25 protein-coding genes are annotated in these 23,135 nt (G+C 69.9%); 17 read left to right on the top strand and 8 right to left on the bottom strand.

What is annotated here, in order from left to right:
- Positions 1–34: 34 nt before the first annotated feature.
- The 7 genes from ASG17_RS04230 (at position 35) to ASG17_RS04200 (ending at position 7,498) form a co-directional block, all read left to right on the top strand.
- Positions 35–706, top strand: coding sequence for a response regulator transcription factor (locus ASG17_RS04230; RefSeq protein ID WP_056099647.1), 672 nt, complete (start codon positions 35–37; stop codon positions 704–706).
- 199 nt (positions 707–905) lie between these two features.
- Entirely contained in the window at positions 906–2,321 is a 1,416-nt protein-coding gene (locus ASG17_RS04225; RefSeq protein WP_056099643.1) for a HAMP domain-containing sensor histidine kinase, read from the top strand.
- Positions 2,318–5,227, top strand: a complete 2,910-nt coding sequence (locus tag ASG17_RS04220; protein WP_056099641.1) for a bifunctional [glutamine synthetase] adenylyltransferase/[glutamine synthetase]-adenylyl-L-tyrosine phosphorylase — start codon at positions 2,318–2,320, stop codon at positions 5,225–5,227. Before ASG17_RS04225 ends, ASG17_RS04220 begins: the two co-directional genes overlap by 4 nt.
- Before the next feature lie 58 nt (positions 5,228–5,285).
- On the top strand, positions 5,286–5,933 hold the full coding sequence (locus ASG17_RS04215; protein WP_056099639.1) for an EF-hand domain-containing protein: 648 nt from the start codon (positions 5,286–5,288) through the stop codon (positions 5,931–5,933).
- A gap of 61 nt (positions 5,934–5,994) precedes the next feature.
- Positions 5,995–6,573, top strand: coding sequence for an RNA polymerase sigma factor (locus tag ASG17_RS04210; RefSeq protein WP_056103055.1), 579 nt, complete (start codon positions 5,995–5,997; stop codon positions 6,571–6,573).
- Complete coding sequence (locus ASG17_RS04205; protein ID WP_056099636.1) at positions 6,570–6,992, top strand: hypothetical protein; 423 nt, start codon at positions 6,570–6,572, stop codon at positions 6,990–6,992. Before ASG17_RS04210 ends, ASG17_RS04205 begins: the two co-directional genes overlap by 4 nt.
- Positions 6,989–7,498 (top strand): periplasmic heavy metal sensor, encoded by a 510-nt coding sequence (locus tag ASG17_RS04200; RefSeq protein ID WP_056099633.1) that lies wholly within the window; start codon positions 6,989–6,991, stop codon positions 7,496–7,498. Before ASG17_RS04205 ends, ASG17_RS04200 begins: the two co-directional genes overlap by 4 nt.
- Positions 7,499–7,656: 158 nt before the next feature.
- Here ASG17_RS04200 and ASG17_RS04195 read toward each other — a convergent pair whose 3' ends face one another.
- Both ASG17_RS04195 and ASG17_RS04190 read right to left on the bottom strand, forming a co-directional pair.
- Complete coding sequence (locus tag ASG17_RS04195) at positions 7,657–8,328, bottom strand: bifunctional 4-hydroxy-2-oxoglutarate aldolase/2-dehydro-3-deoxy-phosphogluconate aldolase (protein WP_056099631.1); 672 nt, start codon at positions 8,326–8,328, stop codon at positions 7,657–7,659.
- A gap of 69 nt (positions 8,329–8,397) precedes the next feature.
- A complete protein-coding gene (locus tag ASG17_RS04190; RefSeq protein WP_056099628.1) occupies positions 8,398–9,201 on the bottom strand; it encodes an alpha/beta hydrolase in 804 nt (267 codons plus the stop codon).
- A 32-nt stretch (positions 9,202–9,233) separates the two neighbouring features.
- Between ASG17_RS04190 and ASG17_RS04185 the strand changes: the two genes are divergently transcribed.
- Both ASG17_RS04185 and ASG17_RS04180 read left to right on the top strand, forming a co-directional pair.
- Positions 9,234–9,491 carry an Lrp/AsnC ligand binding domain-containing protein gene (locus ASG17_RS04185; RefSeq protein WP_056099624.1) on the top strand — a complete coding sequence of 86 codons (258 nt, stop codon included), beginning with the start codon at positions 9,234–9,236 and terminating at the stop codon, positions 9,489–9,491.
- 104 nt (positions 9,492–9,595) lie between these two features.
- Positions 9,596–10,855 (top strand): alpha/beta fold hydrolase, encoded by a 1,260-nt coding sequence (locus ASG17_RS04180; RefSeq protein WP_056099621.1) that lies wholly within the window; start codon positions 9,596–9,598, stop codon positions 10,853–10,855.
- Positions 10,856–10,875: 20 nt separating this feature from the next.
- On the opposite strand, the gene ASG17_RS04175 is transcribed toward ASG17_RS04180, so the two are convergent.
- Positions 10,876–11,421: a hypothetical protein gene (locus tag ASG17_RS04175; protein WP_056099619.1), complete on the bottom strand. Its 546-nt coding sequence runs from the start codon at positions 11,419–11,421 to the stop codon at positions 10,876–10,878.
- A gap of 127 nt (positions 11,422–11,548) precedes the next feature.
- On the opposite strand from ASG17_RS04175, the gene ASG17_RS04170 reads away from it, so the two are divergent.
- From ASG17_RS04170 to ASG17_RS04155, 4 genes are all read left to right on the top strand, one after another.
- Positions 11,549–12,730: an acyl-CoA dehydrogenase family protein gene (locus tag ASG17_RS04170; protein WP_056099617.1), complete on the top strand. Its 1,182-nt coding sequence runs from the start codon at positions 11,549–11,551 to the stop codon at positions 12,728–12,730.
- A 3-nt stretch (positions 12,731–12,733) separates the two neighbouring features.
- A complete protein-coding gene (locus ASG17_RS04165; RefSeq protein ID WP_056099614.1) occupies positions 12,734–13,846 on the top strand; it encodes an acyl-CoA dehydrogenase family protein in 1,113 nt (370 codons plus the stop codon).
- Between the two features lie 169 nt (positions 13,847–14,015).
- A complete protein-coding gene (locus ASG17_RS04160) occupies positions 14,016–15,038 on the top strand; it encodes a UbiA family prenyltransferase (RefSeq protein WP_056099612.1) in 1,023 nt (340 codons plus the stop codon).
- A gap of 23 nt (positions 15,039–15,061) precedes the next feature.
- Entirely contained in the window at positions 15,062–15,901 is an 840-nt protein-coding gene (locus tag ASG17_RS04155) for a DUF3298 and DUF4163 domain-containing protein (protein ID WP_056099608.1), read from the top strand.
- 188 nt (positions 15,902–16,089) lie between these two features.
- On the opposite strand, the gene ASG17_RS04150 is transcribed toward ASG17_RS04155, so the two are convergent.
- From ASG17_RS04150 to ASG17_RS04140, 3 genes are read right to left on the bottom strand one after another with little or no spacing between them, the layout of a single operon-like run.
- Entirely contained in the window at positions 16,090–16,983 is an 894-nt protein-coding gene (locus ASG17_RS04150) for an alpha/beta fold hydrolase (protein WP_235560354.1), read from the bottom strand.
- A 47-nt stretch (positions 16,984–17,030) separates the two neighbouring features.
- The gene (locus tag ASG17_RS04145) at positions 17,031–17,228 is read right to left on the bottom strand and encodes a helix-turn-helix transcriptional regulator (RefSeq protein WP_056099603.1); all 198 of its coding nucleotides are present in this window, start codon (positions 17,226–17,228) and stop codon (positions 17,031–17,033) included.
- Entirely contained in the window at positions 17,228–17,629 is a 402-nt protein-coding gene (locus ASG17_RS04140) for a hypothetical protein (RefSeq protein WP_056099600.1), read from the bottom strand. Before ASG17_RS04140 ends, ASG17_RS04145 begins: the two co-directional genes overlap by 1 nt.
- 175 nt (positions 17,630–17,804) lie before the next feature.
- Here ASG17_RS04140 and ASG17_RS04135 point away from each other — a divergent pair, with 175 nt between their 5' ends.
- On the top strand, positions 17,805–18,449 hold the full coding sequence (locus ASG17_RS04135; RefSeq protein WP_200935060.1) for a methyltransferase: 645 nt from the start codon (positions 17,805–17,807) through the stop codon (positions 18,447–18,449).
- 55 nt (positions 18,450–18,504) lie between these two features.
- Here the strand turns inward: ASG17_RS04135 and ASG17_RS04130 are convergent, their stop codons facing one another.
- A complete protein-coding gene (locus tag ASG17_RS04130; protein ID WP_056099593.1) occupies positions 18,505–19,101 on the bottom strand; it encodes a type 1 glutamine amidotransferase domain-containing protein in 597 nt (198 codons plus the stop codon).
- A gap of 110 nt (positions 19,102–19,211) precedes the next feature.
- Between ASG17_RS04130 and ASG17_RS04125 the strand changes: the two genes are divergently transcribed.
- A complete protein-coding gene (locus tag ASG17_RS04125; RefSeq protein ID WP_162238769.1) occupies positions 19,212–19,574 on the top strand; it encodes a hypothetical protein in 363 nt (120 codons plus the stop codon).
- Positions 19,575–19,652: 78 nt separating this feature from the next.
- Positions 19,653–20,501, top strand: coding sequence for a neutral zinc metallopeptidase (locus tag ASG17_RS04120; protein ID WP_056099587.1), 849 nt, complete (start codon positions 19,653–19,655; stop codon positions 20,499–20,501).
- 160 nt (positions 20,502–20,661) lie between these two features.
- On the opposite strand, the gene ASG17_RS04115 is transcribed toward ASG17_RS04120, so the two are convergent.
- The gene (locus tag ASG17_RS04115; protein WP_056099585.1) at positions 20,662–21,627 is read right to left on the bottom strand and encodes an aspartyl protease family protein; all 966 of its coding nucleotides are present in this window, start codon (positions 21,625–21,627) and stop codon (positions 20,662–20,664) included.
- A gap of 113 nt (positions 21,628–21,740) precedes the next feature.
- Between ASG17_RS04115 and thrC the strand changes: the two genes are divergently transcribed.
- A complete protein-coding gene (thrC, locus tag ASG17_RS04110; RefSeq protein WP_235560353.1) occupies positions 21,741–23,132 on the top strand; it encodes a threonine synthase in 1,392 nt (463 codons plus the stop codon).
- Positions 23,133–23,135: the final 3 nt, after the last annotated feature.

Genomic DNA, 23,135 nt, shown 5'->3' with positions numbered 1-23,135 from the left:
ATCGGCGGCGATTCTTGTTTTGGGGGCTGGTTCGATGCGCATTCTGGTGGTCGAGGACGATGCTGAGGCCGCGGCGGCGATGGTGCGCGGCCTGAGCGAAGCCGGGCACGACGTCACCCATGCGGTGGACGGCGCCTTCGGCCTGCTGGAAAGCCAGAAGGGCGGCTACGACGTCTATGTGGTCGACCGCATGATGCCGCGCCTGGACGGCGTCGGCATGGTGGAGACGGTCCGTAAGGGCGGCGACCAGACGCCGGTGCTGTTCCTGTCCGCCCTGGGCGAGGTCGAGGACCGGGTCACGGGCCTGAAGGCCGGCGCCGACGATTATCTGGTCAAGCCCTACGCCTTCGCCGAGCTGATTGCGCGGGTCGAGGCCCTGGCGCGCCGCCGCGAGACCGGCGGGGTGCAGACGGTGCTGAAAGTCGGCGACCTGGAGATGAACCTGATCAGCCGCGAGGTGCATCGCGCCGGCCAGGAGATCGACCTGCAGCCGCGCGAGTTCCAGCTGCTGGAATTCCTGATGCGCCACGCCAACCAGTCGGTCACGCGCACCATGCTGCTGGAAAAGGTCTGGGAATATCACTTCGACCCCCAGACCAACGTCATCGACGTCCACATCAGTCGCCTGCGCGCCAAGATCGACAAGGGCTTCGACAAGGCGATGCTGCAGACGGTCCGGGGCGCGGGGTATCGGCTGGAGGCATGAGCGACAGAGAGAAGAGGCTTCGCCTCTCCCTCCCCCTGCGGGGGAGGGCAGGTCGCGCAGCGACCGGGTGGGGGCGGCCTCTGGGGATCGGGCGAAGATGGGATTGATCAATACCCCAACCGAAGACGAAGGCTGGCCCGCCCCCACCCGGCTGCTTCGCAGCCTGCCCTCCCCGTCTCGGGGAGGGAGAGAGTTCTAGATGCGCCTCCCCTCCCTCCTCCGCCGCACGCCCTTCCGGCTGACGCTGCTGTTCCTCGCCCTGTTCGTGGCGGCGGCGGGGGCGATCCTGGCTTATGTCTACCTGGCCTCGGCGTCGGAGGCGCGGACGCGGGCGGAGGCGGACGTCCGCAACGAGTTCGGGTCGCTGACCTCGACCTATTCCCAGCGCGGCGTCGATGCGCTGAACCAGGCGCTGGTGGACCGCATCCTGCGCGGCGACGCTTACCTCTACATCCTGATGCGGGCCGATGGCTCCAAGATCACCGGCAGCCTGGACGCCTCGCCCGTCGACCCGGCCAAGCGCGGCCAGTGGATCACCTTCCGCCTGACCGACACCGATGTGAACGGCCGGGTCCGGCGGCGCGAGGCCATCGGCCTGGAGATGCAACTGGCGGGCGGCGAGCGGCTGTTCGTCGGTCAGGACATGGGCGACACCGAAGCCTATCTGGCGCGCCTCACCCAGGCCCTGTGGGGGGCGATGGCGCTGGTCATCCTGCTGGGTCTGGCGGGCGGCCTTTTCATCAGCCGCAATGTCGAGCGGGCCATGATGCGCCTGAATCGCGCCGTTGCGGCGGTTCAGGAAGGCGATCTGAAAGCCCGTGTCGACATGCGCGGCGGCGGCGGCGACGAGCTGCAGGAACTGGCGACCGGCCTGAACACCATGCTGGACCGGATGGAGGCGTCGATGGCCTCGATCCGCCACGCCGGCGACGCCATCGCCCACGACCTGCGCTCGCCGCTGACCCGGATGCGCGCCAAGCTGGAAGTCGCGCTGATTGACGCCGAGGCGGGCAAGATCGACGGCGTCGACGCCCTGGGCATCGCGCTGGACGAAGCGGACCAGTTGCTGAAGACCTTCAACACCGTCCTGGCCATCGCCCGGCTGCAGGCGGCGGCGGGGCGGACCCCCGATCCGGCCGTGTTCGACGTCGCCGATCTGGCCGCCGACATGGCCGAGCTGTATGAGCCCGCCGCCGAAGACAAGACGCTGGACTTCGCCGCCGAGATCGAGCGCGGCCTGCTGATCGAGGGCAACCGGCCCTTCCTGGCCCAGGCCCTGGCCAACGTCATCGACAACGCCATCAAATACACCCCGGCCGGCGGCGCGGTGACCCTGCGGGCGCGGCGGCGCTCCTCGGGCGAGATCGAGGTGTCCGTCACAGACACCGGGCCGGGCGTGCCCGAGGAGGACCGCGAGCGCGTCGTCCAGCGCTTCGTGCGTCTGGACAACAGCCGCACGGAGCCGGGCTCGGGCCTCGGCCTCTCGCTGGTCGTCGCGGTGCTGGAGGCGCACGGCGGTCGGGTGCAGCTGGACGAAGGTCCGGGCGCCTATGAGGGCTCCGGGCCGGGGCTACGCGTGGCGCTGGTGGTGGCGCCGGCGCAGGCGGCGGCGTGACGAATCTCGCCCACCGCCTGACCCCGTGCGGCCCCGTCGTGGACGCGGCGGCGGCGGGGCGGCTGCATGAGCGGCTGATCGAGGCAGCGGCCGAGGGCGGTTGGGGTGAGACGCTGGCGGCGGCGTGGCCCGCGCTGGCGCCCGTGTTCGCGGCCTCGCCCTATCTGGCCGGTCTGGCGCGGCGGCGGCCGGCGCAGTTGCGGACCATTCTGGAAAGCGGACCCGAGGATCGGCTGGCCGCCCTCCTGACCGAGACGGCGGCGCTGACCGGGCCGCCCGATGCGCTGAAGGCGCCGCTGCGGGTGCTCAAGGCCGAGCTGCACCTGCTGACGGCGCTGGCCGATCTGGGCGGGGTCTGGGATCTGGATGCAGTGACCGGCGCACTGAGCCGGTTCGCCGATGCGGCGGCCGAGGCCGCGCTGCGGTCCGTGGCCGAGGACCAGCGCGCGCGGGGGCGGCTGACCGCGGCGCCCGATGATCCGCGTGGCCCCGTGCCCGGCCTGTTCGGTCTGGCCATGGGTAAGCATGGCGCGTTCGAGCTGAACTACTCCTCCGACATCGACATCAGCCTGTTCTTCGAGCCGGAGACGCTGGGGCCGCTGCTGCCCGATCACGTGGAGCTGCAGGGGTTCGCCAACCGGATCGGCCAAGGCATCGCGACGCTGCTGTCGGACCGGACGGCGGACGGATACGTCTTTCGCGTCGATCTGCGGCTGCGCCCCGACCCGTCCTCTACCCCGCCGGTCGTGGCGACGCCGATGGCCCTGGCCTACTATGAATCTGTCGGCCAGAACTGGGAGCGGGCGGCCTTCATCAAGGCGCGACCGGTGCTGGGCGATCGGGCGGCGGCGGAGGAATTCCTGGGCGAACTGACGCCTTTCGTCTGGCGCCGCAGCCTGGACTATCCGGCCATTCTCGACATCCAGTCGATCAAGCGACAGATCCACGTCCACAAGACCGGCGAGGGCTTCGCGGCGCCCGGCGCCAACTTGAAGCTGGGCCAGGGCGGCATCCGCGAGATCGAGTTCTACGCCCAGACGCAGCAGCTGATCCTGGGCGGCCGCGACCGCGCCTTGCGCAGCAACCGCACCATCGACGCGCTGAACGCCCTGGCGGCCGCCGGGCATCTGCCGCAGGCGGTGGTCGACGACCTGGCGGCCGCCTACGCCCGGCTGCGCGCGCTGGAGCATCGGGTGCAGATGCTGGACGACGAGCAGACCCACGCCCTGCCCGTCCCGGACGAGAAACGCGCCGCCGTCGCCGCACTTTCCGGGACCGGCGATCTGGCCGCCTTCGACGCCGATGTCGAAGTGCTGCGTCGCTCGGTCAACATCCGCTACGGCGAGCTGTTCGAGGGCGGCGAGGACCTGTCGTCGCCTTATGGCAGTCTGGTCTTCACCGGGGTCGAGGCGGACCCTGAAACTCTGGCGACCCTGACGCGCATGGGCTTCTCGGACCCGGCGCGCGTGGCCGAGACCATCCGGGCCTGGCACCACGGCCGCATCCCCGCGACGCGCACTGAAAAGGGCCGCGAGCTGTTCACGCGTCTGGCGCCGCGGTTGCTGACGGCGCTGGCCGAGACCGGCGCGCCCGACGCCGCCTTCGGCCGGTTCGCCGTCTTCTTCTCCAACCTGCTGACCGGTGTGCAGGTGCAAGCGCTGTTCCTGAACCAGCCCAAGCTGTTCGACCTGATCGTCGGCGTCATGGCCTATGCGCCGCGTCTGGCGCAGCAACTGGGCCGGCGGCCGGCTGCGCTGGACAGCATTCTGGACGCCCGCTTCCAGGCCGAACTGGACGCCGAAACGGGCCTTGTCGAACAGATCCGGCAGGAAGCCGAGGGGGCGGACGACTTCGAGAAGTCGCTGGACGCCGTGCGCCGCATCTTCAAGGAACAGAGCTTCCGCATCGGCCTGCACCTGCTGACAGGCCGCGCCGAACCGGCGGCGGCGGGACGGGCCTACACGACCCTGGCTGACGCGGCGATCGAGAGTCTGGCCCCCGCCGCTTTGAAGGAGGCGCAGCGTCAGGGCGGCCGGCTATCCGGCGGCGCGGTCGCCGTGGTGGCGCTGGGCAAGGCCGGGTCGCGCGAAATGACGGCCGGGTCTGACCTGGACCTGATGACGCTGTACGAAGCCCCCGCCGACGTCGTCACGAGCGGCAAGGCCTGGAGCGCCGAGGTCTTCTACATCCGCTTCACGCAGCGACTGATCGCGGCCCTGTCGGCGCACACGGCCGAGGGCGGCCTGTACGAAGTCGACATGCGGCTGCGGCCCACGGGCTCCAAGGGGCCGGTGTCGGTGCGGCTGTCGGGGTTCGACCACTATTACGAGGCCGAGGCGGACACCTGGGAGTTCATGGTCCTGACCCGCGCCCGCGTCGTCTGGGCCAGCCGTCCGGACTTCGGCCGCAAGGTCGAGACGTCCATCGAGGCCGCCCTGCGCCGTCCGCGCCCGGGCGCGGATATCGCCGACGACGTGAAGAAGATGCGTGCCCTGATGGACCGCGAACGCCCTGGGCGCGGCTTCTGGGACATGAAGCTGGTCCCCGGCGGACAAGTGGATGCCGAGTTCGCCGCCCAGTACGGCCAGCTTCTGGCGGCGGCGGCGGACGAGCCCCTGACGGTCTCGACGCTGGAGGCGCTGAAGGGCCAGCCCGTGCTGCAGGACGCCTGGTCGAACCAGCAGGCGCTGAGCCAGGTGTTGAAGGCGGCGTTCGACGGCGGGGTCGATCCCGATGAGGAGCCGGCCGCCTTGCAGGCGCGGCTGGCGGAGGCGGTCGGCGCGCCGGACTACCCGACGCTGAAGACGCGGCTGGCGACGTTGCGAGTGCGAGCCAGGGCGGCGCTGAAAAGCACCCTGTCCCAAGGGAAAACAAGCGGCGACGGACAACGCGACTTCCTCCGTTGAACTTCCTGACAGGGACAGAACCGGCGCGTCTTGCGCGCCATCAGGAGTTTTCGAGACCATGAGGAAGACCTTCATCCTGGGCGGCGTAGCTGCTCTCTCGCTGGCGGCGGCGGTCGGTGTGGCCACAGCCCAGCAGGCGCCGGCGGCCCAACACCGCGGCCCGGACGCCGACAACGACGGCCGGATCAGCCGCGCCGAGTTCGTCGACGGGCGCATCGCCCGGCTGACGGCGCAGGACGCCAACCGCGACGGAACCGTTTCTGTCGAGGAGGTCCAGGCCGGCCGGCAGGCCCAGCGCGCCGAGCGACAGGCGGCCATGTTCGACCGGCTGGACACCAACCGGGATGGTTCCATCAGCCGGGCGGAGTTCACCACCCGCCCCGAGCGTGAGGGCCCGCGCGCCGAACGCGCCGGTCATCGTGTGGGCCACGGCGGTCATCGCGGCGGCCCCGGCCGTCACGGCGGCATGGGCGGTCCCGGCGGCCCCCGCGGCGAACGCGGTCCTGTCGTGATCTCGGACGTCAGCGCCAAGCTGACCGAACAGTTCACCAAGGCCGACGCGGACCGCGACGGCTATCTGAGCCAGGCGGAACGTCAGGCCAGCCACGCCGAAATGCGCGAGCACCGTCAGGAACGTCGCGCCGAACGCCGGGCCGCCCGCCAGGCGCAACAACCGGCGTCGCCTTCGACGGCGCCTTCGGAGTAGGATGATGTCGGGCGCGGCGGTTCTCATCGCATGGCCCTTTCCGTTGACGAAAGAAGCCGGCTTGGTTGGAACCGCCGACCCCGACGAGGATCTGGTTCGCCGCGTGGGTCGAGGCGACCCCGCGGCGATCCAAGCCCTGGTCGCGCGCAAGCTGCCGCGCGTCTTGGGCCTGGCGCAGCGGATGCTGAACGATCCCGTCGAGGCCGAAGACGTGGCCCAGGAGGCCATGTTGCGGGCCTGGAAGCAGGCGCCGAAATGGCGGCCGGGCCAGGCCAAGTTCGACACCTGGCTGCACCGTGTGGCGCTGAATCTCTGCTACGACCGGCTGAGGCGAAAGCGCGAAGTGGTCACCGACGCGCCGCCCGAGCGGCCGGACGAGGGTCCGGCCCCGGACCGGGGCCTGCTGGCGGCCGAGACAGGCGCACGCGTCAACGCGGCGCTGGCGGCCCTGCCGGAACGGCAGCGGGAGGCCATCGTCCTGTGCCATTATCAGGAGATGAGCAATATCGACGCGGCCGCCCTGATGGACGTCAGCGTCGAGGCGCTGGAGAGTTTGCTGTCGCGGGGCCGTCGGGCGCTGCGGCAGGCGTTGGGGGATTTGAAGCCCGGCGCCGAGGGGGTTGGAGGAACAGGACGATGAACGTCCAGAGAGTGCACAGTCTGATCGAGGCCTACGGCGCCGACCACCGGCGCTGGCCCGAGAGCGAGCGGGAAGCCGCGCGCGCGCTGATCGCCGCCCAGCCCACGGCGTTCGCCGACGCCCTGGCCGAGGCCGACGCCGCCGACGCCTGGCTGGACGCCGCGCCGCGCCCGCACGTCTCGGCCGCCCTGCGCGACCGGATCATCGCCCAGGCGCCGACGGCCGGTCGCGGCTGGATGATCCGGCCGCATCTGAATAAGCTGGGCTGGGCCCTGGCCGGCGGCTGGGCCGCCGCCGCCTTCGCCGGCGCCGTCGCGGGCGTGGGCCTGAGCAGCGAACTGACCCAGTCCGTGCGCGCCGATGCGGTGCTGTACCAGGCCTCGGCGACGGGCGTGGATGACGTGGAGGTGCTGGGATGAGCGACCGCTGGCTGAAGATCGCCCTGGCCATCTCGGTGGCGCTGAACCTGTTCGCGGTGGTGGCGGGCGCGACGGCCTATGTCGGCGCGCGACGGGCGGAGGCCCAGATCGCCGAGCAGCGCCGCCCCGACCGGGGCCCGCCCATTCTGCAGGTGGTGGACCAGATGGATCCCGCCAAGCGCGATCAGGTGCGCGAGGCCCTGCGCGCCTCGGCCCTGGCCGCACGCCCTGACTTCGACGCCGCGCGCGCGGCCCGGCGTCAGGCGATGGAGGCGGCCGGCGCCGATCCGTTCGATCAGGCGCGGGTGCAGGGCTTGCTGGAACAGTCGCGCCTGGCGGAAATGCGCGGACGCGCCCGCCTGGAAAGCGGCGCCCTGGCGATCTTCAGCGACCTGAGCCCTGCGGACCGCAAGGCGCTGGCGCCCATTCTGATCCGCCACGGCAAGGGCGAGCGCGGCGGCCGTCGCGGCGGCCGCGACGCCGGTCCGCCCCCGCCTGCTGAGTGAGCCTTCTCCCCTCGGGGGAGACGATGGCAGGCGAAGCCTGACGGTTGAGGGGGCGGGTGGAAGCACGCTCACCGTCAATCGTTCTGAAAGAGGCCGGCGTCCCCCTCATCCGAGCCGCTATCGCGGCCCACCTTCTCCCCCGAGGGGAGACGGTCTTCTTACTTCGCGCGGAAGGCGGCGATGGCGTCGACCGCCTTCTTCGTATTGGCCTCGATCGAGGCCCAGTCGCCCGACTTCAGCGCGGCGTCGGTGACGAGCTTCGAGCCCATGCCGCAGGCGACGATGCCGGCGCCGAACCATTTGGCGATCGACGCCTCGTCCGGCTCGACCCCGCCGGTCGGCATGATCTTGGTCCAGGGCATGGGGCCCGTCACCGCCTTGACGAAGTCCGGGCCGCCGACGCTGGCGCCGGGGAACAGCTTGACGATCTCGCAGCCCAGCTCGTGCGCCTCGCCGATGTCGGTGACCGAGCCGCAGCCGGGGAAGTAGGCGGTCATCCGGCGATTGCAGACCCGCGCCACCTCGGGCACCAGACAGGGGCTGACCACGAAGCGCGCACCCCGGTTCAGATACAGCGCCGCCGTACCCGCATCGACGATGGAGCCGATGCCCAGGATGATCTCCGGGTCGGTCTTCTGCAGCTCGCGCGCGATATCGCCGAATAGATCGACGGCGAAGTCGCCCCGGTTGGTGAACTCCACCGCCTTCGCCCCGCCGCGCGCGCTGGCGCGGATGACGTTCAGGCAGACCTCGGGGTCCGGATGATAGAAGACCGGGCATACGCCCTGCGCCTCCAGCGAGGTCAGCACGGTCAGGCGGGAATGGCGCATGGTCTTGTCTCCGGTGTCGCCGGTTCACTCGGGCGGGCGGCGGCCAAGGTCAAGCTGTGCTCGAAAAGTTTAGGCCTCCGCCATTTCGACAAGCCGCCGCACCATCGCGCTCTTCTCGTCAAATAGCGGATCCAGCACGGTGAAGTGGTCTGCGCCCTCGACCTCTATGCAGCGGGTGTCGGCGCCGGCGGCGGCCCAGGTTTCGGCCATGGTCCGGCTCTGGGCTCGGAAGGCGTCGCTTTCGGCCGCGCCGACCCAGCAATCCAGCGCCGTTCCGCCGGGCGCGCCGCCGTTCGGCGCGGGCCAGAACAGGGGCGACAAGGCCGCCGCCTCAAGCGGTTGCAGGTCCAGGGCCTCGTTCAGAGACGTCTCGACCAGCGGCCGCAGGTCGAAGACGCCGGAGATGGCCAGAGCCGCCGAGGCGCGGCCCTCGCTGAGCAGACAGGCCGCCAGGTGGCCGCCGGCGGAGTGACCCGCCACGAGCGGTCGGCGGCCCGTCTCGGCCCGCACGACGTCGGTCACGGCGCGCATCTGATCCACGATCCGGCCCAGCCGCACGGCGGGGCACAGGTCATAGGTCGGGACGACCACGCTGACCCCGTGCGCCAGCAGCGGCGGCGCGACAAAGCTGACCCAGTCGCCGTCCAGCGCTTGCCAGTAGCCGCCGTGGATGAAGACGACGACCGGCGCGCCCGGCCCCGCTCCAAACCAGTCCAGCCGCTCGCGCGCGCTCGCACCGTGTGCGATGTGGCGCGGTGGGTGAGCGTCGCGGGCCGCCTGCGACGCCGCCTTCCAGCGGGCCATGACCTGCGGATGATCGGGCACGCGGGCGCGGTTGTTGTAATCAGCTTCGAGGTCGCTTCTAACCGTCACCCATCACCGCCAGATCGCCTCGGAGAGCCGCCATGATGACCGCCATCTTCGTCTTCATCAAATGCGAGCTGGGGTTCGCGCACGAGGTCGCCGCCGACATCGTGGACAATGTCGAGAACGTCTCGGAGGTCTATTCCACCTCGGGCCAGCATGACCTGCTGGCCAAGTTTACGCTGGCGCGCGACGCCGACATCGGCGCCTTCGTCACCACCCAGGTGCAGACCCGGCCGCACATCCGCGACACTTTCACCGTCATCACCTTCTCGCCCTTCATGCCGACGGGGAAGTAGCGGGCGCAGGGCTGTGCATGCGGGCTTTCGTCACTGGTGCGCGAACGCCGGAATGCGTTAGGCACTAGGTGTCGTGCCTCCCCGCGACGCCTGTGAGCCTTCGTATGAGTGACGAGACCCCCGCGCCCTTCTCGCTCGAGGCCCTGAACGGGGCGATCGCAGAGGGTGACGAGGCAACCGTTCGCGCCGTGGCCGCATCAGCGTCGACGCTGCGGGACCAGAAGCAACTGCTGGGCGCTCTGATCGAGAGCGGGATCGAGGCGCCCGATCTGATCACCGAGACCTTCCGCCGGGTGTTCGAGAGCCTGCGAGACAAGACGGCCGACGACAAGGCGATCCTGGACTTGTCGAAGCGGGCGCGCCAAGCCGCCCTGGCGGCCGGACGGGCGGCCTATGCCGACGGCGATCGCCAGCCGCTGGTGGTCCGCCTGGCGATCGAGGCCGAGGCGCGCGCCCTGAACCGCGATGCGGTTCACGCCATCGGCAGCGAGCTTCTGAGCATGCGGCCGATCACGCGGCACCACATGGTCATGGCCAAGCAGATGCTGAACATGGGCCACCGCGAACCGGTGATGGCCTGGATCGAAGCGGTGGAGCAGGCATCGGATTTCGAGGGCGCCCGGGACGGCGCGCGACGGATGTTCGAGGATCTGGCCCGCCATATGCCGCGCGACGGATCGGACGAAAGCATCATGCAGGTGCATGAGCGGCCGGGGTCGCGGCGGGTCGTCTTCACCTTCTCCGGCCTGTCGAACCGGCTGGGCGTCTCCATCGAGCAGATGCTGACCTGGACAGCGGCGCTGGACACCCATGTGGTGGTGCTGAAGGACCCAGAGCGGCTGATCTATCTCAAGGGCGTATCGACCCTGGGCTCGGATGTGCGTTCGACGACTGAGGGGATGCGGCGGCTGGCGAAGCGGCTGGGGGCCGACGAGATCCTGTGCATGGGAAACTCGTCCGGCGGGTTCGCCGCGCTGCGTTACGGGCAGCTGGCGGGGGCGACGCGAACCGTCGGCTTCGGCGCGCTGACCACCCTGTCGGCGGAGCGGACCTCGCAGCGCGCCGACGGCCGCGCGCCGGGCATGGCGGACCGCCTGATGGCGGAAGCCCGCGAAGAACTGGGCGACTGCGCGGACTGGCTGCGCGAGCGTGATCCGCCGATGGCGGTCGATCTCTACTTCGGCGCAGACATGGGCAAGGATCGCTTCCACGCCGAAAACCTGGCCGACACGCCGGGCGTCACCCTGCACATGATCCCCGGCCTGAACGAGCACGGCGTGGTGCAGCATCTGGCCGAGCGCGACCTGATGCCCGCCATCATGACCGCCTTCATCGAAGGGAGACCCCTGCCCGACGCGATCTGAACCCTGTCTGGCTGGCCGGTCTAGCGCTTCGGACCAGAGGCGCGCCGGGCCGGGCCCTTCGCACCATGCGCCGCCCTGTGCTCAGCCTGATCCGCGCGGTCCTCCGCCTCGTCGTCATCGCCGACCTTTTCCTCGACGGTCGCAGACAGGCGCTGGAAGACGCCCAGCCCCACCAGCACCAGTACGGCGGCGACCAGCAGGGCGGTCGGGTAGATGAGTTGGGACACGTCCTCACGAGCCGTCTTGAAGACCACCACCAGAGCTTCCAGGAACAGGGCGATGACGATGGTGGACAGGAATTTGGTCAGGCTGCGGCGGGCCTCGGCCGCGCTGCGCCGCTCGTTGCCGCGCCGCACCTCGTCTTCGAAGATGTATTTGGCCACGTCGAACACGGCGATGGCCACGATCACATACCCCAGGACGTCCAGCACCGCGTCGGCGCCCGACACCTCTGGCGCTCCGATGCTGTCGAGCGCCTCCTTCACCCCGAATCCAATCAAGGCCGTGGCCGCCAGCATCAGCAGCAGGCTGGCTCCGGCGAACACCGCGCGGGTGAGATAGGTCATGAAATCGCTCCGTCAGACCGTGACCAACGCTCGGCGCAGCAAGCTGTTGCCCTTCCCTTAGGTGACCGTGGCCAATCGAAACCCATCTGCTAACGTCGGCGGCAGAGGAAGCGCGGGAATACGCGACATGAGCGATCTGGAGACCTTCCGCGCCGAGGCGCGCGCGTGGCTGGAGGCGAACTGTCCGGCGGATGTGCGCGGGCCCGCGACCGAGGCGGAATGGATCTGGGGCGGGCGCAACGCGACCTTCGCCACGCCGGGGCACAAGCTGTGGCTGGAGCGGATGGGCGCCAAGGGCTGGACGGCGCCGGAGTGGCCGACCGAATACGGCGGCGGGGGCCTGAGCCGCGAGGAGGCCAAGGTGCTGGCGTCCGAACTTCGGCGCATCGGAGCGCAGTCGCCGCTGAACAGCTTCGGCGTCTGGATGCTGGGCCCGGCCCTGCTGGCCTTCGGGACCGAAGAGCAGAAGCTGAAATTCCTGCCGCCCATCGTGCGAGGCGAGGTGCGCTGGTGTCAGGGCTATTCCGAGCCGGGCGCGGGGTCGGACCTGGCGTCTGTGCAGACACGTGCGGAAGACCGGGGCGATCACTGGATCGTCAACGGCCAGAAGATCTGGACCTCCTATGCCGATCAGGCCGACTGGATCTTCTGTCTGGTTCGCACGGATCCTGAAGCGCCCAAGCATCTGGGCATTTCCTTCGTCCTGTTCGACATGGCGACGCCGGGCGTGACGACACGGCCGATCACCCTGATCAGCGGCAAGAGCCCCTTCTGCGAGACCTTTTTCGACGATGTGCGGGTCGAGAAGGCGAACCTGGTCGGGACGCTGAACCGCGGCTGGGACGTGGCCAAACACCTGTTGGCGCATGAGCGGACCATGATCGGCGCCATGGGCGACGCGGGCGGCGGACGGCCGCTGTCGGCGGTGGCGACGGACGCGCTGGGCCTGGACGAGACCGGCCGTCTGGACGAGCCGATGCTGCGCGCGCGGATCGCCGAGCTGGAGATCGACCAGGCCGCCTTCCGCCTGTCGATGGAGCGCACCGGCGACCTGCACAAGGCGGGGCAGGCCCATCCGGCGCTGGCCTCGATGCTGAAATACTATGGGTCCGAGCTGAACAAGCGGCGGCACGAACTGGCGATGGCGGCGGGCGGGATAGACGCCCTGGAGTGGGAGGGCGAGCGCTCGCACGGCGGCGCCGCCGCGCGCGACTGGCTGCGCACCAAGGCCAACTCCATCGAGGGCGGCACCAGCGAGATCCAGCTGAACATCATCGCCAAACACCTGCTCCAGTTGCCGGGAGCCTGACGCATGCCCCTGATCCTGACCGACGAACAGGCGATGCTGAAGGAGGCCGCCGACGGCTTCCTGAGCGAGCACGCGCCGATCGCGCATTTCCGCAAACTGCGGGACGAGCGGGACCCGGACGGCGTGTCGCGCGAGCTGTGGCGGGCCTTTGGCGAGATGGGCTTTGCTGGCGTCTTGATCGATGAGGCGCATGGCGGTTCCGGCCTCGGCGCGGTCGAGGCGGGGGTGATCGCCGAAAGCCTGGGGCGGACGCTGACGCCCTCGCCCTTCTTCGGTTCGGCGGTGCTGGGCGCGACCTTGCTCAAGGGCGGGTCCGGCGATCAGCAGGCCTGGTTGGCGAAGATCGCGGCGGGCGAGGCCATTGTCGCCGTGGCCCTGGACGAAGGCGCCAAGCACGCGCCGGAGCGCATCGCCACGACGGCCGCGCGGGCGGGCAACGGCTATCGGCTGGACGGCGCCAAGGCGATGGTGCTGGACGGCCATGTGGCCGACGTCCTGATCGTGGCGGCGAAGACCGACGACGGCCTCGGCCTGTTCCTGGTCGATCCTGCGGCCCATGGCGTGGCGGTCGAGCGGACGGTCATGGTGGATGCGCACAACGCGGCGCGTGTGACGCTGAGCGACGTGCAGGTCGACGCCGATGCGCGGATCGGGGCGGGCGATGCGGCGCCGGCGCTGGACGGCGCGCTGGCGCTTGGCCGGGCCTGCGCGGCCGCGTCCCTGACCGGGGCCGGGGATCAGGCGTTCCAGATTACGCTGGAGTACCTGCGGACCCGCAAGCAGTTCGGCAAGCTGATCGGCGAGTTCCAGGCCCTGCAGCACCGGGCGGCGCATCTGTTCACCGAGCTGGAGCTGGCCAAAGCGGCGGTGATCGGCGCGCTTCAGGCCATCGACGCCGGACGGGATGACGCCGGTCTGGCCGCCTCGGTCGCCAAGGCCAAGGCGGGGCGCGTCGCCGAACTGGCGGTGCAGGAGGCGGTGCAGATGCACGGCGGCGTCGGCATGACCGACGAGTTCGACGTCGGCCTGTTCATGAAGCGGGTGCGGGTGCTGAACGAGTTGCTGGGCGACGCCGGGTTCCAGGCGGAGCGCTTGGCGCGGGCGGGGGGATACTAGAGCGACGCCTCTCCCTCCCCGTCGCGGGGAGGGCAGACGCCGAAGGCGTCGGGTGGGGGCGGCTTGGCAACTCAAGCACTGCGGGTGCTCAGCTCGGCCGCCCCCACCCGGTCGATGCGCCAGCCACCCTCCCCGGGACGGGGAGGGAGAAGGTCGCTACAAGCCGCATATGCCTGCCCCCTCCGCCCCCCTCCCCGACGCCGGCGCCAACTGGGTCGATCGGTATGCGCCGGAGGGTCTGAAGCCGTGGCTGAAGCTGGGGCGGTTCGACCGGCCGGTGGGGATCTGGTTGCTGCTGCTGCCCGGGTGGCAGGGGACCGTGCTGTACTATGCGCAAGCGCAGCGCTCACCCGACGCCTTCTTCCTCTGGCTGATCGCGGGGTTCGCCGTGGGCGCCGCGCTGATGCGGGCGGCGGGGTGCGCCTTCAACGACATCGTGGACCGCGACATCGACGCCAAGGTCTCGCGCACCGCCGGGCGACCCATCCCGTCCGGCCGGATCAGCGCGAAGCAGGCCTTCGCCTTCCTGATCGGCTGCAGCCTGATCAGCCTGCTCTATCTGCTGACCCTGAACCTGGCCTGCCTGATCTTGGGCGTCGCGTCGCTGGCGCTGGTGGCGGCCTATCCGTTCATGAAGCGGATCACCTGGTGGCCGCAGGCGTGGCTGGGTTTCACCTTCAACTGGGGCGCGCTGCTGGGCTATGCGGCGGCGGTGGGCGGGCTGCCCGCCGTGGCCTGGCTCTATGTGCTGCAGGCCCGCGCTGTGGGCGACCAGGTCTGGATGGCGCCGGAGCTGGACCGGCTGGGCCACGTTGGCCTGCCGGCGCTGCTGCTATACCTCGGCGGCGTGTTCTGGACCCTGGGCTACGACACCATCTACGCCCTCCAGGACATCGAGGACGACGCGCTGGCGGGCGTGAAGTCCTCGGCGCGGCGGCTCGGCGCCGGCGTCCAGCGGGGCGTGGCGATCTTCTATTCGCTGGCGGTCGTCATGGCCGGGGCGGCCGGATGGGCGGCCGGGTTGGGGCCGGTCTTCTGGGTAGGGCTGTTGGTCTATGGTCTGCATCTGGCGCGGCAGGTGCGCGAGGTACGCGCCGACGACCCGGTGCTGGCGCTGCGCCTATTCAAGTCCAATCGTGAGGCGGGGCTGATCCTGCTGGCAGCGATAGCGCTCGGCGCCCTAAAGTTCTGACGAAGACCACCGGAGACCCTCCCATGATCCGTTCCGTCGCTGCGCCGGCCATCGTCGTCCTGCTGACCCTGGCCGCGCTCGCCGGCTGCAAGCGCAAGGAGGACGCCCAGCCGCCCGTTCCGGCCGCCGCGCCAGCGCCCGCCGTCACCCCGGCCGACGCCGCAGCGCCTCTGAAGTACGAGAGCAAGAACCAGTACGCCGAGGTCGCACTGACCCTGCCCGAGGCGGTGAAGGGCCAGCCGGATCTCCACGCCCGCCTCTACGCCGCCGCCGTTCGCGATCTGCGCCAATTCACCGAAGGCGCCCAGGCCGACCGGTCCGAGTTCGGCGACGATTCCGGTATTCCGGCCTATTCCAAGGACGTCGATCTGACCACCGCCGCCGAGACCGGCAAGCTGCTGAGCCTGCGCCAGACGTCGTACGAATTCACCGGGGGGGCGCACCCCAACACCACCTACGGCTCGGTGCTGTGGGACAAGGCGCTGAAGCGCGACGTGACGGCGGCGACCCTGTTCCGAACCGGCGCGGATATGTCGGCGCTGGACCGCTATCTGTGTGAGGCGATCAACCGGGCCAAGAAGGTGCGCGGCTCGGACGAGCCGGTTACCCTGGGCGACGGCGACAGCGGCTTCAGCTGTCCCAAGGCCGCGGCAACCGCCTTCGTCCTGGCCCCCAGCAAGACGCCGGGCAAGGCGGGCGGCCTGACCTTCCTGATCAACCCCTATCAGGTCGCGGCCTATGCGGTCGGCCCGTTCGAGATCACCCTGCCCCACTCCGTCTTCCATGGCTTGCTCAATCCTGCCTACGCGGACGAGTTCGCCGGGGAGCCGGTGAAGGTGGGCGATACGACGCCGATGAACTGAGGCGCGGGTCGCTCTCACTTTCTTTCGTCATCCCCCGACTTGATCGGGGGACCAGGCGGCGCCGAAGGCGATGTTGCCGCCGGCAGTCCTCGACAGTTTCGCGCTCTCGCGCGCCGCCTTGTCCCCCGGTCCGCTGCGCGGCCGGAGGATGACGAAAGAGGAGGCGGCCTTCGGTGATGGGCGAGGGTTCACTCCGCCAGGAAGGCGTCCAGCAACTCGGCGAAGCGCGTCGGCTGGTCCGCCATGATGAAGTGGCGGCTGTCGTCGACGCGGATCAGGGTGACGCCCGGCAAGGTCGCATATTCGCGGGTCCACATCGCGTCGGCCATCGCCGCCGGGGCGCCGCCATTCGCATCAGCCGCATAGAGGGCCGTCACAGGCGTGGTCATCGCGGGCAGACCCGGGCGCGTGTCGGTGGTCATCACATCCTTGATCGCGGACGCCATGGCCCGGCGATCCGAGGCGATCGTCCATTCGATCATGGCGACGCGGGTGGCCGGGTCGCGGGAGTAGCCCTCGGCGGTGCGGGCCTGGCCGGTGCGGAAGGCTTCGTCCGGCGTGTTCAGGATGCCGGCGGCGGCCTGTTCGGCGAACGGCGCGGCGGTCTCGGCCGTCGCGGTCGGGCCGTAGAGGGCCGAAAAGAAGGGCAGGCTATCGACGCTCATCAGCTTGCCGACGTCGGCTGGGTGTTGCTGGGCCAGCATCAGGCCGACCAAGGCGCCCATGGAATGACCCACCACGGCGGGCGATCCCAGATGATTCTCCGCGATGTAGCGATGCAGCTCATCCACCACGGGCTGGACGAAGGCGCCGTCGCCGTGGGTCCAGGGCTCCCCGGCGAAGCCCGCCAGCTGGACCAGATGCACGCGGTGCGTGGCCCTCAGCCGGTCGGCCGTGGCGCGCCAGACCTCTCGTGATGAACCGAAGCCGGGGATCAGGATGACGTCCGGCCCCTGCCCTACGACCTCGACCGACAGCCGGTCCGAGGCGAAGGCCGGCGCGGCGACGGCCGGCGCCTCGGCGCGGGCAACACCGCCGAACACGCCGCAGGCGGTCAGGACGGCGAAGATGATCAGCCACATCGGCGGGCGTTTGGCGCAAGAGTTCAAGGGGCGCATGTCGGAGCCTTTCAGGCGTGTGGGTTTTCGAAGATCGCCTCGACCGGCTGAGAGAACAGCACGGCGATGCGGTAGGCGAGGTCCAGCGACGGGTCGTGCTTCTCGGTCTCGAGCGCGTTGACCGCCTGGCGCGAGACGCCCAGCGCCTGGCCCAGCTGTTCCTGGGTCCAGCCGCGCTCGACGCGCAGCAGCTTCAGCCGGTTCTTCATCAGCGCGACGTCCGGATCAGCGGCGTCATCACGCCCATGCAGGCCCAGAACAGCGGGAAGATCAGCCAGTTGGGCAGGTGCGGCGCATTGGCGTAACTCTCGCCGAAGCCCCAGAAGCTGGCGATGGCCATGGCCAGACCGGCCGAGACGATGAACCGCTTCGCCATCAGCGCACGCACGAACTCGTCGGACGCCTGCATCAGGCTCAGGATGGCCCAGATCCACCCGACGATCGGCGCGGCAACAGCAGCGGCCAGCACCCAGGCGGCGGGCTTGCCGATGATCTGGTCGAACACGCCGAAGATGGCGGCGACGTTCACGGCTACATAGGGGATTGTGAACGCCATGGTTCGAATGACGTATTTGCGGTCGGCTTCGGTACCCTCGCTCCAGCGGCCCATGTCCAGTTCTCCTGACTTAATGTAAGGACAACATGACATGTTGATTATGTCAGGTCAAGCTGACTTTTCGTAAGGTCGCCGTGACTGGGTCACCCTTGGCGCTCTGCTTTGATGACGCACTCATCCGGGCGGTCGGGCTTACAGCGCCGAGCCTCGCTGATAGACGTCGCCGGTGATCACCGACCCTCGCTCATTCATCCTCGCCAACACCCGCCTTCAGCCGGTCTCGCACACGCCGGAGATATCGCTGTGGCTGGCGGACGAGGTCACGCCGATCTGGCGGTTGACGGAGGCGGAACTGGGCGAGATGGGCGTGCCGCCACCCTTCTGGGCCTTCGCCTGGGCGGGCGGTCAGGCGCTGGCGCGGTGGGTGCTGGACCATCCGGACGAAGTGGCCGGGCGGCGCGTGCTGGATTTCGCCACCGGCTCGGGCCTGGTCGCCGTCGCGGCGATGAAGGCGGGGGCGGCGAGCGTGCTGGCCGCCGACATCGATCCATTCGCCGGCGCGGCCGTGGCGCTGAACTGCGAAGCGAACAAAGTGGAGTCGATTTTCACGGGCGCAGACCTGCTGGAGGCGCCGGCGCCCGACGTCGACCTGATCCTGGCGGGGGACGTCTGCTACGAACAGCCGATGAGCGGGCGGGTGCTGGCCTGGCTGGGCGAGGCGCGCAGCCGGGGCATCGAGGTGCGGATCGGCGACCCGCACCGGACCTATTTCCCACGCCTTGGGCTAGAGCTCCTGGCCGAATACACGGTGCCGACCACGCGCGAACTGGAGGACCAGACGGTCAAGCGGACGTCGGTTTGGCGGCTGCCCTAGCTTGAGCGAAACGACGCCGGACGGGGCCCGGCGCCATTCACAGAGGACGGGGCGATCAGTGCGCCGGCGGGCGCGGCGCGTCCTCGGCCTTGTGGGCCTGATCCGCGTGACGACCCTCGGCGAACGCCTCGATCATCTTGGCGTTGAAAGCCGGGATGTCGTCCGGGCAGCGGCTGGTGACCAGGCCGTCATCGACGACGACCTCTTCGTCCACGACATTGGCGCCGGCGTTGCGCAGGTCGGTGCGCAGGGTCTTGTAGGACGTCAGAGTGCGCCCCTCGACCACGCCCGCATCGATCAGAATCCAGGGCGCGTGGCAGATGGCGGCGACGGGCTTGCCGGCGTCGAAGAAGGCGCGAACGAAGGCCAGGGCGTCCTGATCGACCCGCAGCTGGTCGGGATTGGCCACGCCGCCGGGCAGCAGCAGGGCCTGATAGGCCGAGGCGTCTGCCGCCTTGACCTCACGGTCCACGGGGATCTTGTCGCCGGGGGTCAGGTGGTTGAAGCCCTGGATCTCTCCGGACTTGATGGACAGGATCTCAACCGTCGCGCCGGCCTCTTTCAGGGCCGCGACAGGCTTCTGTAGTTCGACAAGTTCGACGCCGTCGGTGGCGAGGACGGCGATGGTCTTTCCGGCCAGGGTCTGGGCCATGGGTGTCTCCTTACGGGTGTGGGGATGTGCAGCAAGAACCGCTGGCACGCCGAGCGGTTGCGGCCACGCTTGAGGCTGCGTCGCCGCACGCCCATATCTTGATCATGCGCATGCTCGCCGCCCTTATCGCCCTCTCCGCTGCCATGCCTGCGGTCGCGCAGGCTCAGGTCTATTCGGGCCTTAACGATCCGGCCCTGACGGCCGAGCGCCACCGCCTGGCCAATGAGCGGATGCGCATCCAGTCGGACCAGCGCGCCGCCTTCGCCCAGAACCAGGCGCTGAACGCCCGCATCACCTTGATGGAGCTCGACGCCAGGCGGCAGTCGCAAGCCGTCCCGGCGCAGCCGTCCTACCGTCCGCTCTACACGCCCGAGATCGAGCGTCAGTCGCGCGAGGCCGCGACGGTGCGGCGCGAAACCCAGGCCGCCTCCACGTCCCAGATCGACCGCTGGCTGGACCGGGCCCCGCAGTAGACGAGCGGGCGGACTGCATCCCTTCCCTCCGGACCGCGTTCCGGCCTAGCTTGGCTTCAAAGGGACTGGGAGGCGACCATGCGCTGGCAAGGTGGACGGACGGGCGGCGGCGTCGAGGATCGGCGCGGGATGAGCGGCGGCGTGCTCGCCGGCGGCGGGATCGGCACGCTGGTGCTGGCGGCGATCGGCTATTTCGTCTTCGGAATAGATCCGAACACCACGACCCAGCTGGCCAGCCAGTTTGGCGGCGCGGGGACCCAGGAACAGGGGCAGGTCGGCACGCCGGAGGATCAGGCCGGTCGCTTCGTCGACGTGGTCGGCACCAACATCAACGACGTGTGGAAGACCCAGCTGCAAGGCTATACGCCGCCCAAGGTCGTCATCTATTCTCAGGGTACGGGCACGGGCTGCGGGTTCGGTCAGGCCGCGATGGGGCCGTTCTATTGCCCGACCGATTCCACCGTCTATCTGGATTTGGCCTTCTGGCAGGAGATGGAGAGCAAGCTGGGCGCCTCGGGCGCCGACTTCGCCCGCGCTTATGTCATCGCCCACGAGTTCGGCCACCACGTCCAGACCCTGACGGGCGCGTCGCAGGAGGTGCAGCAGGCCCAGCAGCGCGCCCGCGGCGAGGCCGAGGCCAACCAATATTCCGTGGCGCTGGAGCTTCAAGCCGACTGCTATGCCGGCGTCTGGGCGGCCCACGCGGCCCAGGTGTCGAACGGCGAAGTGGCGCTGGAGGCCGGCGACCTTGAGGAGGGCCTGAAGACCGCCAACGCCATCGGCGACGACACGCTGCAGCAGCGTGGCGGGGGCCGTATCTCGCCCGAGAACTTCACCCACGGCTCGTCGGCCCAGCGGGTCGAATGGCTGCGACGCGGCTACCAGTCGGGCGATCCGGCCAGCTGCGATACGTTCAGCGGGGCGTAAGGCGCAGCCCTCCGTCATCCTCGGACTGGATCCGAGGATCAGGCGTTGATCGTGCTGATTTGCGATGGCTCGGAGCGCGGCGCTTCAGCCGGCGGGATAGTGCACCAGACAACCTGATCCTCGGATCAAGTCCGAGGATGACGGGTGGTGGGCGGCGGGCCTAACCCGCGCGCCGCCTCGGCCGCTCCACCCGCACGTCCATCGTGCGCGAGGTCCATAGCTTCGGCCCCGCGAGGTCCAGCGCCACGCGCCGGCCCGCGAAGGCCTCCATCCCGACCAGCGCCTGGGGAAAGCCGGGGATCGGCGCGGAGCCGTAGATGGCGACCGTGACCTGGCGATAGAGGGCGTCGCCGATGGTGACCGTCCGCGCCGTCAGGGTCTGGGCCTCGATCGCACCGCCCAGGACGATGCTGGTCCCGGTATCGGTGGCGCGCCCGTCCAGCAGGCCCGCGGTCTCGGCCGCGCCTTCGGTCAGGGCCAGGATGGCGGTGGCGCCGGTATCGACCACCGCCTCGACTTCCGCCCCCTCGGCAGTGACTATCACGGCCAGCGCCCGGCCGGCCTTTTTCGCCGGCGTCTCGCGCATGTCGGGATCGGGGACAAAGGCGTCCGGCCGGACCAGGCGGACGCGCCGCTCGCCCGCGTCCACTTCCAGCACCAGCCGCCCCAGCACATCCTGACCCAGGATTACCGGCGCCCCCAGCCCGCGTGCATCGGCCAAGGGGCCCAGGCCCAGAATCGCGGCGCGCAGGCCTGTGATCGCTACGCCGCCGACATCCAGATCCAGCGTCGTGCCGCGTCCGACCTGCGCCCCGCCGCCGACGCCATAGGCCACCAGCGGCATGTCGAACGCCTGGGTCAGGCCCAAGTCCTGGAAAAGCGCCCGGTCGATGACGGAATACTGGGCGCCGCTGTCGATCAGGGCGCGGACGGTCCGGCCGTTCAGGGTCACATCAACGGTCGGCGTCGCGGCGCGCCGCTCGGCAAAGGGCAGCCAGTCGGTCATGCCCCCGGCCGGAAACGCCAGGTCCGGCTCGCGCCACAGCACCCGGTCGCGGAGCCACCAGGCGCCGCCCAGGCCGGCGCCCAGCAGGCCCAATCGGATCAGGATGTCGCGCCGCCTCACCCTCTAGCAATGCGCTGGATCGGTCCCCGGCGCCACATCTGCGTTGTCGCGGGCCTGCGAACCGCAGTTTGCGGATGACGATGCGGCGCCGTCTGGCTACGAGCTTGACCATCATGACGACCGCCGACCAATATCTGAGCACCCGTGGCGACGCTTCCAGCGCCGACTTCTCCGACGCCCTGCTGCGCGGCATCGCGCCGGACGGCGGCCTCTATATGCCGCAGGCGTGGCCCTGCCTTTCCGAGGCGGCGCAAGGGACGACCGATTATCGCGCCATCGGGCGGGCGGTACTGGCGCCCTTCATCGGCGGCGCCCTGCCCGCATCCGCGCTGGATGCGGCGCTGGATCATCTGGCGGGCGGCTTTGACGATCCCCTGGTGACGCCGCTGGTCGAGCTGGAGCCCGGCCTGTTCGTGCTGGAGCTGTTCCGCGGGCCGACGGCGGCGTTCAAGGACCTGGCCATGCAGTTGGTCGGCAGCCTGACCGACGCGGCGCTGACCGCATCGGGCGAGCGGCTGACCATCCTGACCGCCACCTCGGGCGACACCGGCGCCGCGGCCGTCAACGCCTGCGCCGGCAAGGACCGGGTGCGGCTGGTCGTGCTGCATCCGCTGGATCGCGTTTCGCCGGTGCAGCGCAGGCAGATGACGACCACCCAGGCCGACAACGTCCTGAACCTGGCCGTGCGCGGCGACTTCGACGACTGCCAGCGACTGGTGAAGGCGCTGCTGGCGCACGAAGACCTGCGCGCGCAGGGCCGCCTCAGCTCGGTCAACTCGATCAACTGGGCACGGCTGGCGGGCCAGATCCCCTACTATGTCTCGGCGACCGCCCAGCTGGGTCAGGCGGCGACGTTCGTCGTTCCGACCGGCAACTTCGGCGATGCCTTCGCCGGCATCGCGGCCCAGAGGATGGGCCTGCCGGCGAACGGCTTCGTCGCCGCCGTGAACCAGAACGACGCCCTGGCCCGCGCCATCAACAACGGCGTTTACGCCAGGAAGCCCGCTCGCGAGAGCGCCAGCGTGTCGATGGACGTGCAGGCGCCGTCGAACTTCGAGCGCCTGATCTTCGAGGCGACCGGCCGCGACGCGGACCGCACCCGCGACCTGTTCGAAGCCTTCGCCCGCGACGGCGAAGTAACCTTCGACGCCGGCCTGCTGCGCTCCTTACGCGCCCAGGTCTCCGCGCACTCCATCGACGAGGCCCGGACGCGCGAAGAAATCGCCTACGCCTGGAAGACCTGGAACCGCGTCGTCTGTCCGCACACCGCCGTAGCCCTGGGCGTCGCGCGCACCCTCGACCGCAGCGCCGGCCCCATCGTCGCCCTGTCCACCGCCCATCCATCGAAGTTCGGCGACGTGGTGTCGGAGGTGCTTGGGTTCGAGCCCGAGCCCGCGCCGGTCATCAAAGCGCTCGGCGATCGGCCGGAACGCCTGAGCGTCATCGACGGGACCGTCGAGGCGGCGCTGTCGTCGATAAAGGCGTTCACCGGATCGCCGACTTAGCGA

Origin of the sequence: Brevundimonas sp. Leaf363, assembly GCF_001424025.1 — a bacterium.
GTDB lineage: Bacteria > Pseudomonadota > Alphaproteobacteria > Caulobacterales > Caulobacteraceae > Brevundimonas.
This window is presented reverse-complemented; position numbering and strand designations above follow the sequence as displayed.